Source organism: Streptomyces sp. NPDC048566, from assembly GCF_043199735.1.
Classification (GTDB): Bacteria; Actinomycetota; Actinomycetes; order Streptomycetales; family Streptomycetaceae; genus Streptomyces.
In genome coordinates, this window is record NZ_JBICWL010000023.1 from 82,605 (window position 1) to 97,082 (window position 14,478).

The 14,478-nt window shown below is 75.0% G+C and carries 15 protein-coding genes; 7 read left to right on the top strand and 8 right to left on the bottom strand.

The genetic code is table 11. The features are described 5' to 3' along the window. The first annotated feature begins 23 nt into the window (after window positions 1-23). On the top strand, window positions 24-197 hold the full coding sequence (locus tag ACGFS9_RS26715) for a hypothetical protein (RefSeq protein WP_393256748.1): 174 nt from the start codon (window positions 24-26) through the stop codon (window positions 195-197). 245 nt (window positions 198-442) lie between these two features. Here the strand turns inward: ACGFS9_RS26715 and ACGFS9_RS26720 are convergent, their stop codons facing one another. Beyond that, a complete protein-coding gene (locus ACGFS9_RS26720; protein WP_393256762.1) occupies window positions 443-850 on the bottom strand; it encodes a hypothetical protein in 408 nt (135 codons plus the stop codon). Between the two features lie 35 nt (window positions 851-885). Further along, window positions 886-1,842, bottom strand: a complete 957-nt coding sequence (locus ACGFS9_RS26725) for an ATP-binding protein (protein WP_393256749.1) — start codon at window positions 1,840-1,842, stop codon at window positions 886-888. 329 nt (window positions 1,843-2,171) lie between these two features. Between ACGFS9_RS26725 and ACGFS9_RS26730 the strand changes: the two genes are divergently transcribed. Further along, window positions 2,172-3,032: a helix-turn-helix transcriptional regulator gene (locus ACGFS9_RS26730; protein ID WP_393256750.1), complete on the top strand. Its 861-nt coding sequence runs from the start codon at window positions 2,172-2,174 to the stop codon at window positions 3,030-3,032. After that, entirely contained in the window at window positions 3,033-3,311 is a 279-nt protein-coding gene (locus tag ACGFS9_RS26735) for a DUF397 domain-containing protein (RefSeq protein WP_366699197.1), read from the top strand. Window positions 3,312-3,474: 163 nt separating this feature from the next. Here the strand turns inward: ACGFS9_RS26735 and ACGFS9_RS26740 are convergent, their stop codons facing one another. After that, window positions 3,475-4,902, bottom strand: coding sequence for a PLP-dependent aminotransferase family protein (locus ACGFS9_RS26740; RefSeq protein WP_393256751.1), 1,428 nt, complete (start codon window positions 4,900-4,902; stop codon window positions 3,475-3,477). Window positions 4,903-4,949: 47 nt separating this feature from the next. On the opposite strand from ACGFS9_RS26740, the gene ACGFS9_RS26745 reads away from it, so the two are divergent. Next, window positions 4,950-5,516 (top strand): carboxymuconolactone decarboxylase family protein, encoded by a 567-nt coding sequence (locus tag ACGFS9_RS26745; protein WP_393256752.1) that lies wholly within the window; start codon window positions 4,950-4,952, stop codon window positions 5,514-5,516. Between the two features lie 58 nt (window positions 5,517-5,574). On the opposite strand, the gene ACGFS9_RS26750 is transcribed toward ACGFS9_RS26745, so the two are convergent. Together ACGFS9_RS26750 and ACGFS9_RS26755 are read right to left on the bottom strand one after the other, a co-directional pair. Then, window positions 5,575-7,068 carry a glutamate synthase subunit beta gene (locus tag ACGFS9_RS26750; protein ID WP_393256753.1) on the bottom strand — a complete coding sequence of 498 codons (1,494 nt, stop codon included), beginning with the start codon at window positions 7,066-7,068 and terminating at the stop codon, window positions 5,575-5,577. Between the two features lie 389 nt (window positions 7,069-7,457). Further along, on the bottom strand, window positions 7,458-8,162 hold the full coding sequence (locus ACGFS9_RS26755; RefSeq protein WP_393256754.1) for a DUF2293 domain-containing protein: 705 nt from the start codon (window positions 8,160-8,162) through the stop codon (window positions 7,458-7,460). A gap of 83 nt (window positions 8,163-8,245) precedes the next feature. Here ACGFS9_RS26755 and ACGFS9_RS26760 point away from each other — a divergent pair, with 83 nt between their 5' ends. Together ACGFS9_RS26760 and ACGFS9_RS26765 are read left to right on the top strand one after the other, a co-directional pair. Then, window positions 8,246-8,887: a uridine kinase gene (locus ACGFS9_RS26760; RefSeq protein ID WP_393256755.1), complete on the top strand. Its 642-nt coding sequence runs from the start codon at window positions 8,246-8,248 to the stop codon at window positions 8,885-8,887. 314 nt (window positions 8,888-9,201) lie between these two features. Then, the gene (locus ACGFS9_RS26765; protein ID WP_393256756.1) at window positions 9,202-9,630 is read left to right on the top strand and encodes a CBS domain-containing protein; all 429 of its coding nucleotides are present in this window, start codon (window positions 9,202-9,204) and stop codon (window positions 9,628-9,630) included. Between the two features lie 179 nt (window positions 9,631-9,809). On the opposite strand, the gene ACGFS9_RS26770 is transcribed toward ACGFS9_RS26765, so the two are convergent. Further along, on the bottom strand, window positions 9,810-10,937 hold the full coding sequence (locus tag ACGFS9_RS26770) for a magnesium and cobalt transport protein CorA (protein ID WP_393256757.1): 1,128 nt from the start codon (window positions 10,935-10,937) through the stop codon (window positions 9,810-9,812). Between the two features lie 185 nt (window positions 10,938-11,122). On the opposite strand from ACGFS9_RS26770, the gene ACGFS9_RS26775 reads away from it, so the two are divergent. Continuing rightward, the gene (locus ACGFS9_RS26775) at window positions 11,123-11,917 is read left to right on the top strand and encodes a methyltransferase domain-containing protein (RefSeq protein ID WP_393256758.1); all 795 of its coding nucleotides are present in this window, start codon (window positions 11,123-11,125) and stop codon (window positions 11,915-11,917) included. Window positions 11,918-12,158: 241 nt separating this feature from the next. Here ACGFS9_RS26775 and ACGFS9_RS26780 read toward each other — a convergent pair whose 3' ends face one another. Together ACGFS9_RS26780 and ACGFS9_RS26785 are read right to left on the bottom strand one after the other, a co-directional pair. Continuing rightward, complete coding sequence (locus ACGFS9_RS26780) at window positions 12,159-13,049, bottom strand: carbohydrate kinase family protein (RefSeq protein ID WP_393256763.1); 891 nt, start codon at window positions 13,047-13,049, stop codon at window positions 12,159-12,161. An 89-nt stretch (window positions 13,050-13,138) separates the two neighbouring features. Continuing rightward, a complete protein-coding gene (locus ACGFS9_RS26785) occupies window positions 13,139-14,044 on the bottom strand; it encodes a pseudouridine-5'-phosphate glycosidase (RefSeq protein WP_393256759.1) in 906 nt (301 codons plus the stop codon). Window positions 14,045-14,478 lie beyond the last annotated feature (434 nt).

Consider the following 14,478-nt stretch of genomic DNA (forward strand, 5'->3'; position numbering starts at 1 on the left):
GCAGCGCGACAGGGAGGTACAGGGTGAACGGGCGAATGGTGCTGGAGCGCTTTCCGGCCGGCGGACCGCGCGGGTCGTGGCCCGCGGAGGAGTTCGCGCAGGCGCGCCGCCGGGAGGGCCAGACGGTCGAGGTCGTCATGGACCTCACCTCGGACACGTTCCTCGTCGTCGTCGGGGGGAGCGACCGCGCCGAGTAGACGCCGTGGTGGCTCTCGGCCGCGAGGGCGTGTTGCGAACGCCCCTTCTGCCGTGCGACGCCCTGCACGCACGCTCGCCGCACCGGGCGAAAGGCCGAGTGCGTCCGCTACGAGGGCTTCCGCCCGGCACGCCGAGAGCGCGTACCCGGCGCCGCGCGCCCGCCTCCGGGCGAACGAAGCGGCTATCGCTACACGCCCGAGGGAACCGGCTCGGCGCCCTCGCGAGCAGCCCGGGCCGGGAGCGGTCAGGCGCTGATCGGACGTGACCAGACGGGCGTCGTGCCCGTCACCCGGCACACGGCCAGGTAGAGCGGGATCGGGGGCGTGTACGGAACCGTGCCGTCCGGTTTGTGGATGAGCCCGGGAACGCGGGGCGTGTCCGGCACGACGGCCCCCGTGGCGTAGTGGGCGGGCGCCGGCCATTCCAGCGCGACGTCCGAGTCGGAGGGCACGATCCACCACCAGTGCGCGCGGTCCGCGTAGACGCAGCCCACGCGGGGCAGCCGGGGGAGCAGCAGAGGTCCGAGCCGGGCGGGCACCGACACCGCGTCACAGCCGAGCGGCACCGTCATGCCCTCCGGGACGGCAAGGCGTCTCGGCGGCCCGGGCAGGTGCTGCCCGCGCTGCACCCGGACCAGCGTGTCCAGGCTCATCGCCCGCGTCGCGCGTCCCGCCGCCGACGTACGCCTCACCGACTCCTCCGCTCCCCGTCCCGTTCCCGATGTCCGTCCCCGCCGCGAGCGGAGGAGTCCCGGCGAACCCCCGCGGTTCCCGTCCTCCAGGACCCCTCCGCTTCCCCCGCCCCCTCCGCCCCGGTCCCCCGACCGTCGTTCGGCGGCTTCTTCGCGCTCCAGCCCAGATCCCCGCGCGGGCCGGTGTCCGTGCCGCCCGGACCGCCGTGCGGCCACGGGCGATCGGCGCCGGGGCGATCCGGCTGGGCACGGTGCGGTCGCGTGACGTGGTCCGGCTGCGCGACGTGCTCGGGCTGCGGCCGACCGGGCTGGGCGCCAACCTGGCCGGCCGGCGGTCGCCCGTGCTCGGAGTGGCCGCGCTCCGCTCGCGCGCGGCCCGACCGCAGGTGTTCCGCGCGCTGGTGCTCCGGCCCGTCGTGCCCCGGGCGGACGGGCTCGGGCCGCCCGAGCTCCGGCCGGAACTGCTCCGGCCCCGCGGTGTGCGGCACCCCGTGCGCAGCCGGTTCCGCCGCAGCCCCGAGGGCCGCTTCGAGCCGGTCGAGGTCGTCCGGGCCGAGCGGGGCGACGTCCGCGGACTGCGCACCGGCGCCGCCGGTGATGTGGGCCCGGCCTGCCGAGCGCGCGAGCTCCGCCCACACCAGCAGGCCGGGCCCGGTGTCCAGGGCCCCCCAGGCCCTGGACACCGCCGCGACGAGAAGCAATCCCCTCCCGTGCTCCTCGTCGGGCCGTTCCGGCGAGGGGCGCGGCTCACCCGGCGCGCACCCCTCGTCACCCACGGCTATCCGCACCAGATCGTCGCCGTCGCGCAGCTCGCAGACGACGCGTCGCCCCGCGGCGTGCACGATCGCGTTGGTGACCAGTTCGGAGACCACGAGGGCCGCCGTGTCGCACGTGTCCTCACACACCGACCAGCCGGACAGCCGCGCCCTGGTCAGGCGTCTCGCCCGGGCCACGGAGCCGGGGTGGGCGGCCAGCTCGAAGCGGAACCGCCGATCGGCGGCCGCGCCGGGACGATGCCCTCGGGCGGCACGGAGACCGGACCGGTCTTCGGCGGCGTCTGTTCCTAACGGCGCGGACGGAATCACGCTTGCCACTATCTCCTCGGCGTGAACACTTGGCAAGTGTCACTCTGAAAAATGCAGAGTGCTGTGTGACGCCGTCGGGGCGCGTGGCACACTGCTCGCAACAGCATCCCGAGCGGCGCCAGTTGGGATCGTCGAGGAAGACGAGGAAGAACCCGAACGGCGCCGCCCGGGCTGTCCGGATTCAGTGGAGGTGGGACGTGAGCGAACCGCGGTCCGCGCCGACGGTGGGCCAGGTCGTCCTCGGCCGGCGACTGCTGGACCTGCGGGAACGCGCGGGTCTCAAGCGCGAGGAGGCGGCGCGCATCCTGCGCGTGGCCCCCGCCACGGTCCGCCGGATGGAAATGGCGGAGGTCTCCCTCAAGATCCCGTACCTCCAGCTGCTGCTGAAGTCGTACGGCGTCGGCGACGAGGAGGCCGAGGCCTTCGTCCAGCTGGCCGAGGAGGCCAACAAACCCGGCTGGTGGCAGCGGTTCCACGACATCCTGCCGGACTGGTTCTCCATGCACGTCAGCCTGGAGGGCGCCGCGGCCCTCCTGCGCTCCTACGAACCCCACTTCGTGCCCGGCCTGATGCAGACCGAGGACTACGCCCGCGGCGTCATGAAGGCGGGGGCCATCGGGCAGACCCGCCCCGAGGACATCGAGCGCCACGTCGCCCTGCGCATGCAGCGCCAGCAGCTCCTCACCCGGCAGGATGCGCCCCGCATCTGGGCCGTCATGGACGAGACGGCCCTGCGCCGTCCCGTCGGCGGCCCCGAGGTGATGCGCGCGCAGATCGACCGGCTCCTGGAGGTCACGGAGCTGCCCGGCGTGACGCTCCAGGTGATGCCGTTCTCCTCGGGCCCGCACCCCGGCACCTACGGGCCGTTCGTGCTGTTCCGATTCGCCATGCCGGAACTCCCGGACATGGTCTACAGCGAGTACCTGACCGGCGCCGTCTACCTGGACGCGCGTTCCGAGGTGGCGACCCACCTGGAGGTCATGGACCGCATGGCGGCGCAGGCCGCCACGGCACATCGCACGAAGGAGATCCTCCGGGACCTCCGCAAGGAGCTGTGAATGGAACGCATCAAGCCGGAACGCAGGCATCCGCGGACAGGCCAGTTGCGCATCTACAACGGAATGCCCGCCCGCGAACTGGGCAGCGAGGGCTGGCACAAGCCCTGGAGCGGAGGCAACGGCGGGAACTGCCTGGAGGCGATGAAACTCGCCGACGGCCGGATCGCGGTGCGCCAGTCGGCCGACCCCGACGGCCCCGCGCTCATCTACACACCGGGTGAGATGACCGCGTTCATACAGGGTGCCAAGGCCGGGGAGGCGGACTTCCTCCTGTCCTGAAGCGCACGGCCCGGCTCGTGCCCGGAGCCCGCCCCGGAGTCGGACCGACCCGAACGCGATGCCCGAACGATCCGTCCCCCCACGCGGACCCGGAGTGATCAGGCGCCCGCCGCCGGCCGGACCCTCCGTACGAGGAGTCGCGCGCCCGCCCCGCGTGGCGCGCTCACTCCGGCGGCAGCACGGCGCACAACGCCTCCAGCGCGGACCCGTAGGCGTGTTCCGCGGGTGTCGCGTACCCCACCACCAGGCCGTCCGGCGCGGACGTCGCCGCCTGCGGATGCCGGAAGCGGGCGAGCCCGTCGAGACCGATCCCCCGGCGGGCCGCCGCCTCCACCACCGCACCTTCCGTTCCGGGCGGCAGCCGCAGCACCGCGTGCAGCCCGGCCGCGACCCCCGTCACCCCGACATGCGGAGCCCGCTGCGCGAGCGCGGCCACGAGCCGGTCCCGGCGCCCCCGGTACCGCTGCCGCATCCGCCGCACGTGCCGGTCGTAGGAACCCGAGGCGATGAAGTCCGCGAGCGCCAACTGGTCCGGCACGCTCGCCCACGCCTCCCGCTCGCCCTTCACCTCCAGCACGGCGCTCACGCACCGCGCCGGCAGCACCATCCAGCCGAGACGCAGCGCCGGCGACAGACTCTTGCTGACCGACCCGACGTGGACGACCCGCTCCGGGTCCAGCCCCTGGAGCGCGCCCACCGGTTTGCGGTCGTAGCGGAACTCCCCGTCGTAGTCGTCCTCCAGGACCAGCCCGTCCCGCCCACGCGCCCAGTCGATCACCGCCGCGCGCCGCTCGGGATGCAGCGGACCTCCCGTCGGGAACTGGTGCGCGGGCGTCAGCAGTACGGCCCGCTCCCGCCCCAGCGCCTCCACCCGGGCGCCGTCCTCGTCCAGCGGCAGCGGCACGGTCCGTACGGAGGCGGCGGCCAGCAGGTCGCGGTGGAAGCCGAGGCCGTACGCCTCGACGGCCAGCGGGCCGCGCAGCACCCGCGGGAAGAGCAGCCGCAGCGCGTGGGCGAACCCCGAGCAGACCACGATGCGCCCGGGGTCCGCGCGTACCCCGCGGGCCCGCGCCAGGTACTCGGCGAGGGCCTCGCGCAGCTCGGGCCGGCCGGCGGGATCGCCGGGACCGAAGGCCGCGTGGGGCGCCCGCTGGAGCGCCCGGCGGTAGGACGCCAGCCAGGCGGCCCGCGGGAACGACGACGCGTCCGGCGTGCCCTGCCGCAGGTCGTGCCGGATACCGGGCGCGCGCGGCGCGTTCTCCTCCGGCCCGCGCGCGGCGTCGCCCCGAGGGCGCGCGCCTGGCGGGGGAGCGACGCCCGCCGCCACCCGGGTGCCCGAGCCCTGGCGCGCGGTCAGCCAGCCCTCCGCGACCAGCTCGGCGTACGCGTCGGCCACCGTGTTCCGGGCGATCCCGAGGTCCGCGGCCAGCGAACGGTACGGCGGCAGCCGGGTGCCCGGCGCCAGCCGCCCGCCGCGTACGGCCTCGCGCAGAGCCCGGATCAGCGCGGCCCTGCGCCCGCCCGGACCGGTCAGCTCCACGTGCAGGTCGGAGCCGATCCGTTCCGCCGAATTGACCCATGATTCCGCCACGGAAATGAACCTTACCGCCGGTCTTTTCCGCCCGTAGATTCACAGTCATGACGACGAACACGCACACCGCCGCCAGCACCCGCGCCGCCGTGAACCGGACCGTCACGACGGCGCACGCCACCGGAACCGGCGCACTCGGCGCCGGCGCGGCGGTCCCTGCCGGCACCGGACGGATCGACTTCGCGAAGACCGCCCCGAAGGCGTTCCGGGCCCTGGTCGGCTTCGACGCGGCAGCCCGGGAGGGCCTCGACCCCGCCCTCGTCGAACTGATCCTGATCCGCGCCTCGCACCTCAACCGCTGCGCCTACTGCCTGCACCTGCACACCAACGACGCCCGCACCGCGGGGGAGAGCGAGGACCGGCTCCACCTGGTCGCGGTGTGGCACGAGGCCCGGCACTTCTTCACGCCCAGGGAACAGGCCGCGCTGGCCCTGACGGACGCGGTGACGCGCCTCACCGACGCGGGCGTGCCCGACGACGTCTACGCCGAGGCCGCCGCCCAATTCGACGCCACCGAACTGGGCCACGTCCTCGCCCTCGTCCTCGCCATCAACACCTGGAACCGTCTCGCCCTGGCGACGGCCAAGGTGGCCGGCACCGACGAACGCCGCTGACCGCCCCCCACCGGCACGGCCGGCCCGCGCCGCCCGCCGGGCGAAGCCTCGCCGCCCCTCACGCGGTCATCGGACGGTCGTACGGCCCGATCGGGGCCGGCAGGCGCAGCCCCTCGGCACCGACGAGCGCCCGGTCCACGGCCGCCGCGACCGCCCGGCCCTCGGCGATCGCCCACACGACGAGCGACTGACCGCGTGCCGCGTCGCCCGCGGCGTACACACCGGGCACGTTCGTCGAGAAGTCCGGGCCCCGGGCGATCGTGCCGCGCGGTTGCAGCGCCAGCCCCAACTGGTCGATCAGGCCGTCGCGCCGGTCCGGCCCGGAGAATCCGAGGGCGAGCAGCACCATGTCTGCGGGCAGCGTCCGGTCGGACCCCGGCACCGGTCGCCGCCCCGCGTCGACCTCGACGAGGTGCAGCGACCGCACCCGGCCCCGCGCGTCCCCGGTGAAGCGAAGCGTCGAGGCGGCGAACAGCCGCGCGTCCGCGTGCGCCGCCGGAGCGGTCCCGAGCGCGCCGGCCTCCTCGTGAGCGGCGGAGAGCCGGTAGATCTTCGGATACGTCGGCCACGGCTCGGCGTCCTCGTCGCGCGCGTCCTCCGGCCGGGCGTAGATGTCGAGTTGGGTGACGGACGCCGCGCCCTCGCGCACCGCGGTCCCCAGGCAGTCCGCCCCGGTGTCACCGCCCCCGACGATGACCACATGGCGGCCCGCCGCCGACAGCGGGGAGACCTCCAGATCCCCCTCGCACACCCGGTCGGCCGGCGGCAGGTACTCCATCGCCTGGTGGATGCCGGACAACTCCCGCCCCGGAACGTCCAGATCACGCCAGGCACTCGCGCCCGTCGCGAGGATCACCGCGTCGTACCGGGCCGTGAGATCCCGGGCGCCGAGGTCGGCGCCGATCACCGTGGACGTGCGGAACCTGGTGCCCTCCGCCCGCATCTGCTCCAGCCTCCGGTCCAGGTGCCGCTTCTCCATCTTGAACGCGGGAATCCCGTACCGCAGCAGCCCGCCGATCCGGTCCGAGCGCTCGTACACGGCGACCGTGTGGCCGGCCCGCGTCAGCTGCTGCGCCGCCGCGAGCCCGGTGGGCCCCGACCCGACGATCGCGACGGTCCGCCCCGAGAGCCGGTCCGGGGGCCGCGGCGAGGTGAGCCCGTCCTGCCAGGCGCGGTCGGCGATGGCGACCTCGACGTTCTTGATGGTCACCGCGGGCTGGTTGATCGCGAGCACACAGCCGGACTCGCACGGCGCGGGGCACAACCGCCCGGTGAACTCGGGGAAGTTGTTGGTGGCGTGCAGACGGTCGCTCGCCGCCCGCCAGTCGTCGCGGGAGACGAGGTCGTTCCACTCCGGGATCAGGTTGCCGAGGGGGCAGGCGTCGTGGCAGAACGGGATCCCGCAGTCCATGCACCGGTCGGCCTGCCGGGCGATGATCGGCAGCAGCGCCCCGGGGACGTACACCTCGTTCCAGTCCCGCACGCGTTCGTCGACGGGCCGGCGCGGATACTCCTCGCGCGGTGTGGACATGAACCCCTTGGGATCGGCCATGGCCGTCCGCCTCACGTACGCGGAGTGGTGCGCGACCGCGCGGCCGGCCGGACGTTGTCGACCGCGGACCCGGGCGGTGCTCCTTTCCCGCCACGATACGTCTCCCGCGCACACCCCGCCGCCCCACCCGGCCCGGCCCGATCCCCCCGCCGCCCCACGCCGGCCCGGCCCGATCCCACCGGCGGGCAGGCCCGATCACGGGTGACGGGCTCCGATGTCCGCCGGTCCGGTCGGGTCCCGTCGGCGAGCCGTACCGGCGGTGCCGGCATCCGCCCGAGCCTGCTCCCCCTCCCTTGGCCTCGCTCCCTCCCCCCCCCACTCTGCCCTCCCGCCCCCTCCTCGCTCCCTCCCCGCCCGTCCGGGCGGCTCCCTGCGCGTCCCCGCCCTGCTCACCTCCCCTCCGTCCGCCCCTCGCTCCACTCCGAAAGGCGCGTGTCCACGGCCGGCGCGATCCGCCGACGCGCCTCGTGCCGGGGCGTCCCGCTCATCAGCAGGGCGTCGTACGGCGTCTCGGTGTGCCGTACCGATGCCCGCACCGCCGCCGTCACGGCGGCCTCGGACAGCGCCCGCCCCGCCGCGCTGCGCCCCACCCGCCCGCTCCCGCGCACCGAGGCGTGCTCCGCGATCGCCCGGGCCCGGTCGGCCGGGCAGCGCGGGAACAACCGGCCGATCTCGTCGGCGAACGCCGCGGTGAACCGCAGGTCCTCCGCCTCCCGGCGTCGCGCGTCCCGAGCCCGGCGCCGCCGCCTGGCCTCGGCATCGGCGAGGCACTGTTCCTCGGCACGGACCAGCGCGGCCTCCTCCACCAGCAGGCCACGGCGTTCGTAGCGGCCCCGCCGCCGGCTGAACCGCACGACCACGGCCGACAGCCCACTGCCCTCCCGCGCCCGGCGGGTGAGAGCGGTGTCGCCCCGCGGCAGGAAGACCAGGTGACCGAGGTCCGCGCAGTCCAGACAGCGCGGCGCGCCCCCTTCCAGCACCAGCAGGGCGAGCGGTCCGCCGCGGCACTCGGCGCAGTGCCGCCTCCTGATCGGCTGGAGGACGAGCGGCGCAGCGCCGGCCGGCTGCGGGGGAGGGGCGGTGAACCGTGCCATGCGCGGTTCCTTCCCCGCCCCGGACCGCCGGCCACCCGGAGAGCACCACCGGTGCCCCCGCGCCACCGGGTGACCGATGCATCATGGGCCCTGTGCGACTCGAAGCGATCACCTGGGAACGGCTCGGCGGCCTCCTCGCCGACCGGCTGCTCGACCTGGAGCCGGACGACGGGAGCCCCTGGCGGCGCGTCGCGCTCGACGGTGCGCCCGCGGCCCGCCCCGGCGACCTCGCCGAACGGGTCGGCGAGGCGCTGCGCGTGCGCGGCCGGCCGTCCCTCGTCGTCGGGTCCGGGGGCTTCCTGCGGCCGGGCTCGCTCCGCTTCGAGTACGGGCACCGGGACGTCGACACCTACTACGACGGATGGTTCGACACCGGCGCCTTGTGGCGTGAGGTGTTCGGTCCTCTCGAACCCGGCGGCGACGGCCGGGTCCTGCCCGATCTCTGGGACCCGGTCACGGACCGCGCCACGCGCAGTGCCTACACCCGACTCCCGCGCGGCGGAATCCTGTTGCTGCACGGCCCCCTCCTCCTGCGCCACTGGTTCCCCTTCGACCTCAGCGTGCACGTCCTGCTCTCCCCGGGCGCGCTGCGTCGCCGCACGCCCGAGGCGGAGCACTGGACGCTCCCCGCCTTCGCCCGCTACGAGGACGAGACCGACCCCGCCGCCACGGCGGACGTCCTGGTACGAGCCGACGACCCCCGCCACCCGGCGTGGACCGGCTGACCCGTCCACCACCCACGGCATCCCACCGCGCCGCTCTCCCCCTCGCCCCGCGGTCTCGCTCGCCCGCGGTGCGCCGTACCGCCTCCGCGGGACTGAGGCGCGGCCTTGCGCCGTCCCCCCCCCCCGGGCGGTCCGTTAGCCACCCCGGCGGTACGGTCCCGGACCATCTCACCGCGTCGCCGCGGCCCGCGCCGCCGTGACCCGCTTGAGTGCGCCTCCGGGTGCACGCCCTCCGCGGCGCGGCGAGAATTGGGGCGCCGGGACCAGCGGCGCGCCCGGCGCCGCGCCGGCCGTCCGGCACCGGGAGGTACGTCATGACCACCGCCGGAGACATCATGCACCGGGGCGCCCAGTGGATCCCCGCTCACGAGACCCTGGACCGCGCCGCCCAGCTCATGCGCGAGCTGAACGTGGGAGCGCTGCCCATCAGCGACGAGAACGAACGCCTCTGCGGCATCCTCACCGACCGCGACATCGTCGTCGGCTGTGTCGCGATGGGCCACGATCCCGCGCGGGTGACCGCGGGGGACATGGCCCACGGGACACCCCGCTGGATCGAGTCGGACGCCGACGTCGGCGAGGTCCTCCAGGAGATGAAGGGCCATCAGATCCGCCGGCTGCCCGTCATCGAGGACAAGCGGCTGGTGGGCATGATCAGCGAGGCCGACCTCGCCCAGCACCTCGGCGAGGACCAACTCGCCGACTGGGTGGAGAGCGTCTACGCCCGGAGCGCCACGAGCTGAGGCGCGCCGCCGGCCTCCCTCCGTCCGCCGCCGTCGGGGCCGTGCGCGTCTCCCTCGCCGGGCGCCGTGCCGGCCCTGTGACGCGCCCTCCGTCCGCGGGGCTCTCGTGCGCGGCCCCGCCCGCGACCGTCCGTCCGGCCGTGCGACTGCCCGGCCGGACGCGCCGGGGAAGTGCCGCGTCAGAGCCAGCCGTTGCGCCGGAAGCCGCGGTGGAGGACGAGGCAGGCGACCGATATGACGGCGAGGACGATGGGGTAGCCGAAACGCCAGTGCAGCTCGGGCATGTGGTCGAAGTTCATCCCGTACACCCCGCACACCATCGTCGGGACGGCGATGACCGCCGCCCACGCGGTGATCTTCCGCATGTCCTCGTTCTGGGCGACCGTCACCTGCGCGACATGCGCCTGGAGGATCGAGTTGAGCAGCTCGTCGAAGGCGGCTATCTGCTCGGTGGCCCGCAGCAGATGGTCGCAGACGTCGCGGAAGTACGCCTGTATCTCGGGATCGACCACCCGGATCGGACGGGACGCCAGCTCCTGGAGGGGCCGGGCGAGCGGCACCGCGGCCCGCTTCAGTTCGAGGAGTTCCCGCTTGAGCTGGTAGATGCGCCCGGCGTCCGTGCGGGCGCCGTCCTCCGCGAACACGTCGGCCTCGACCCGGTCGATGTCGGCCTGGACCGAGTCCGTGACGGTTCCGTAGTCGTCGACGACGTGGTCCGCGATCGCGTGCAGGACCGCGGCCGGCCCCTTGGACAACTGCTCCGGGTCCGACTCCAGTTCCTCGCGGAGCGGGCCGAGCGAGCCGTGCGGTCCGTGCCGCACGGTGATGACGAAGTCCGGGCCGACGAACACCATGATCTCGCCGGTGCTCACCACCTCGTTCGTGGCCGTCAGTTCCGCGTGCTCCGCGTAGCAGACCGTCTTGAACACGGCGAACAGGGTGTCGCCGTACCGCTCCATCTTGGGGCGCTGGTGGGCCTCCACCGCGTCCTCGACGGCCAGCGGATGCAGATCGAAGAGTTCCGCGATGCCCGCGAACTCCCGGTCCGTCGGCTCGTGGAGTCCGAGCCAGACGAATCCCTCGTCCCGCACGCGGATCCGGTGCACGGTGTCGACCAGGTCGCTGCCCTCGGGAATCCGCACACCGCCCTCGTAGGCCACGCAGTTCACCACGGCCGAGCCCAGCGGCGACCGGGCGTGGTGACTGAGGTCGACACGGGGCCGTCGCCGCGTCAGCCGTGCCACCTTGCGGAGGCCGCCGACCGCGCCGCGTGCCGTCGCCTTCCGCAGATTCCCTGCCATGGACATCTGGATCTCCCCGGGTGGATCTCCTCGGGCCGCGCTCCGCGCCTGGCGCGCCAGTCTGCCAGTCCTGCTCCGGTCGCGAAAAAGGCTGTGGGAACGGAACATTCCGTTCCGCCGTGCGGGGTGGCGGACCCCCGTCCGGGCCGGATGGACGCCCTGACAAGCCGGTCGGCTGGGAAGATCCCCCCATGACGCGAACCGACGGATATCTCCTCGACAACCGGCAGGACGAGGCGGGACAGCGCTTCCAGGCCTTCGCCACCCTCTTCGACCCCACGACCTTCCGGCACCTGGAGCGTCTCGGCGTCGGCTCCGGCTGGCGCTGCTGGGAAGTGGGGGCGGGCGGTACGTCGGTGGTGTCCTGGCTGGCCAAGAAGGTCGGCCCCACGGGCCGGGTCCTCGCCACCGACATCGACACGTCGTGGGCCGCCTCGGCGGCCCGCCCGCCGGTCCAGGTCCGCGTCCACGACGTGGGCGCCGAGGAGCCGCCGGGCGAGGGCTTCGACCTCGTGCACGCCCGGCTCGTGCTCGTCCACGTGCCGGACCGGGAGCGGGCGCTGCGCTCGATGGTCAAGGCTCTGCGGCCCGGGGGCCGGCTCCTCGTCGAGGACGCCGACCCCGCGCTCCAGCCGCTGCTCTGCCCCGACGAGCACGGTCCCGAGCAGCAGCTCGCCAACCGGTTGCGGCAGGGCTTCCGCACGCTCCTCGCCGACCGCGGCGCCGACCTCGCCTACGGCCGCAGACTGCCGCGCCTGCTCCGCGAGGCCGGACTGCGCGGAGTGGAGGCCGACGCGTACTTCCCCGTCACCTCTCCCGCGTGCGGTGCCCTGGAGGCGGCGACGGTCCGTCAGATCCGGGGGCAGCTGGTCACGGCGGGGCTGGCGACCGACGAGGAGATCGACCGGCACCTCGCGAACGTCGCCGCCGGCTCGATGGACCTGGCGACGGCACCGATGATCTCCGCCTGGGGCCGCAAGGGCTAACCAGGCGCGGGCGCTCCCGGCGCACCCGCGTACGGGGCGCTCCCGGTGAGCGGCAGCGCGGGAGCCGGGCCGGGGGACAAGCCCGGGGGAGGGGCCGACGGACAGGGCGGATACCGGATCACTCCGCCTCGCCCCGCCGCGTGCTCCACTGCCGGTCGCCTCCCTCCGGCCGCGATCCGCCCCAGGGCTCCCGCCGTGCAGCGGGCACGCTCGTGGCCGTCCGGGCGGTACCGCCCCGCCGTCAGCGCCGCGCCGGGGGCCTCCCCCCGACCCGCTCCACCGCCTGCGCGCCGGCCGCGCACCCCGCGGCGGCGGCCCGCTCCGGTGCACTGCCCGCGAGCAGGGCCGCCAGGAACGCGCCGGTGAACGCGTCACCCGCGCCCGTCGTGTCCCGGGGAGCGGCCGTCCGCGCCGGCACACGGGCGCGGACGGCGCCGGACCGCGCCACCAGGGCACCGGCGCCCCCCTGTTTGACGACCACCAGCGGGAAGTGCCGGCTCAGCTTGACCGCCGCGTCCGCCGGATCGGGCAGCCCCGTCAGCAGACACGCCTCGTCGCGGCTGGGCAGCAGCACCTCCGCCCCCTCGGCCAGCCCGAGGAATCGGTCCGCGCCGAGCGTGCCGAGGAAGCCGGCCGAGGCGGGGTCGACGCTCACCGGCACGCCGCACGAGCGGGCCGAGTCCAGCACCGTGGACACCAGCGCCCTGCCCGGCTCGGAGAAGAACAGATACCCGGACAGGTGCAGCCGGCCGACCCCGTCCAGCAGCCCCGGCGACCAGTCCTCCGGGGCCAGCCGCAGCGCCGCTCCGCTGTCCGTGAGGAACGTGCGCTCCGCCGACGCGCCGGTGTCCACCAGGCAGACGACCGTCCCGGTCGGCGCCTGCGGATCGGTGACCAGCAGCGGCCGGACGCCGCTCGCCCGCAGCTCGCGCTCGTGCCAGTCCACCGCGTCCGCTCCCACCCGCCCCAGCAGGCGTACGTCAGCGCAGCCCGCGGACACCGCCCAGCACGCGACGTTGGCGCCGGCGCCGCCCGGAACGGTGCGGATCGCCGCGACGGTGTCCGTACCGGAGGCGAGAGGCCCGCGGTGACGCGCGACGATGTCGGTCACCACGTCGCCCACCACCAGCAGCGCCCTCGCGGCGGAACGTTCCCTCCCCGGTTCGCCCGCGCCGTCGCTCCCGGCCGGACCGGCCCCCGGGGACGTACGGGCCGAGCCGTTCACCTCCCGGCCCAGGCCGCCGCGATCCGCCCCGCGAGGCGCACGTTGCCCCGGACGGCCGCCAGGTTCGCGCCGAGCGAGGCGCCGTCGGTGTGCCGGACGAGATGGCCGAGCAGGAACGGGGTGACCGCCTGCCCGGTGATGCCCTCCTGCGCACAGGCGCGCAGCGCGTCGGCGAGCACCCGGGCGTGCAGGTCGGGATCGAGCTGGTCCTCGCGCGGCACGGGATTCGCCACGATCAGGGACGAAGCCGGGCCGCCCAGCGCGTCCTGGGCGCGCATGACGTCCGCCACCTCTCCCGGGGACCGGAGCGTCCATTCGACGGGGTGGCCCGAGTCGGACAGGTAGAAGCCGGGGAATCGGTCGGTGCCGTATCCGGCCACCGCCACGCCCAGCGTCTCCAGCCGCTGGAGGGTCGCCGGCACGTCCAGGATCGACTTGACGCCCGCGCACACCACGGTGATGCGGGTGCGGGCCAGCAGGCCCAGATCGGCGGACTCGTCCTGCGTGGTGGTCCACTCGCGGTGCACACCGCCCAGCCCTCCCGTCGCGAACACCCGCACTCCCGCGTGCTCCGCCAGCAGGGCCGTCGCGGAGACGGTGGTCGCGCCGCTCGCCCCGCGGGCCACGGCGAGCGGCAGGTCGCGGTGTCCCAGTTTCCGGATGCCGTCCTCGCCGGCGACGCGCTCCACCTGCTCCTTGCCCAGACCGACGTGCGGCCGGCCGTCGAGCACGGCGATCGTGGCCGGGACGGCCCCCTCCTCCCGTACGGCCTCCTCCAGTTCGAGCGCGACCTGGAGATTGCGCGGACGGGGCAGCCCGTGCGCGATGATCGTCGACTCCAGGGCCACCACCGGCCGGCGCGCGTCGAGCGCCTCCCGCACCTCTTCGGACACCACGATCACGCGTCTGCCTCCTGTCGGACGACGTTCCCCGTCCCTGGATCTCTGGCGGGCGGCGCGTGCCGCCAAACCCTCGGGCCGCCGTCCCGGGACCCGGGGTTCGGCGGAGGCGGAGCCGCCGTCACCGCTGCCGGCCCCGGCACCCGCGACGGCGGAGCCGACGCGGACAGGCCGACGAGGACAGGCGGACGCGGGGCGAGCGGTGCTCCGGATCGCGGAACACCCCGGCGGCCCCCCTCGGACGTCCGCCCTTGGCGTGCCCCGTTATCTTCTTCGCGGTCCTGCAAGAGGGCCGCTGGCCTCCGGGCCCGGCATGACTGTTGCCCCCTGTCGAACGGATGACAATGCCGTTGCTTTTGAGGCTGTCGGCCGGTTGAGCCGGTGTGCTGATATCCCGTCTGGAGCGGCTGGGGCTGGGAGTCCTGACCCGGTCGTGC

Excerpts from the sequence above, each read along its gene's own strand:
- ACGFS9_RS26745 (WP_393256752.1), top strand. The coding sequence starts at position 4,950 with ATGACGACGAACACGCACACCGCCGCCAGCACCCGCGCCGCCGTGAAC.
- ACGFS9_RS26770 (WP_393256757.1), bottom strand. The coding sequence starts at position 10,937 with ATGTCCATGGCAGGGAATCTGCGGAAGGCGACGGCACGCGGCGCGGTC.
- ACGFS9_RS26755 (WP_393256754.1), bottom strand. The coding sequence starts at position 8,162 with ATGGCACGGTTCACCGCCCCTCCCCCGCAGCCGGCCGGCGCTGCGCCG.
- ACGFS9_RS26760 (WP_393256755.1), top strand. The coding sequence starts at position 8,246 with ATGGGCCCTGTGCGACTCGAAGCGATCACCTGGGAACGGCTCGGCGGC.
- ACGFS9_RS26735 (WP_366699197.1), top strand. The coding sequence starts at position 3,033 with ATGGAACGCATCAAGCCGGAACGCAGGCATCCGCGGACAGGCCAGTTG.
- ACGFS9_RS26775 (WP_393256758.1), top strand. The coding sequence starts at position 11,123 with ATGACGCGAACCGACGGATATCTCCTCGACAACCGGCAGGACGAGGCG.
- ACGFS9_RS26750 (WP_393256753.1), bottom strand. The coding sequence starts at position 7,068 with ATGGCCGATCCCAAGGGGTTCATGTCCACACCGCGCGAGGAGTATCCG.
- ACGFS9_RS26720 (WP_393256762.1), bottom strand. The coding sequence starts at position 850 with ATGAGCCTGGACACGCTGGTCCGGGTGCAGCGCGGGCAGCACCTGCCC.
- ACGFS9_RS26765 (WP_393256756.1), top strand. The coding sequence starts at position 9,202 with ATGACCACCGCCGGAGACATCATGCACCGGGGCGCCCAGTGGATCCCC.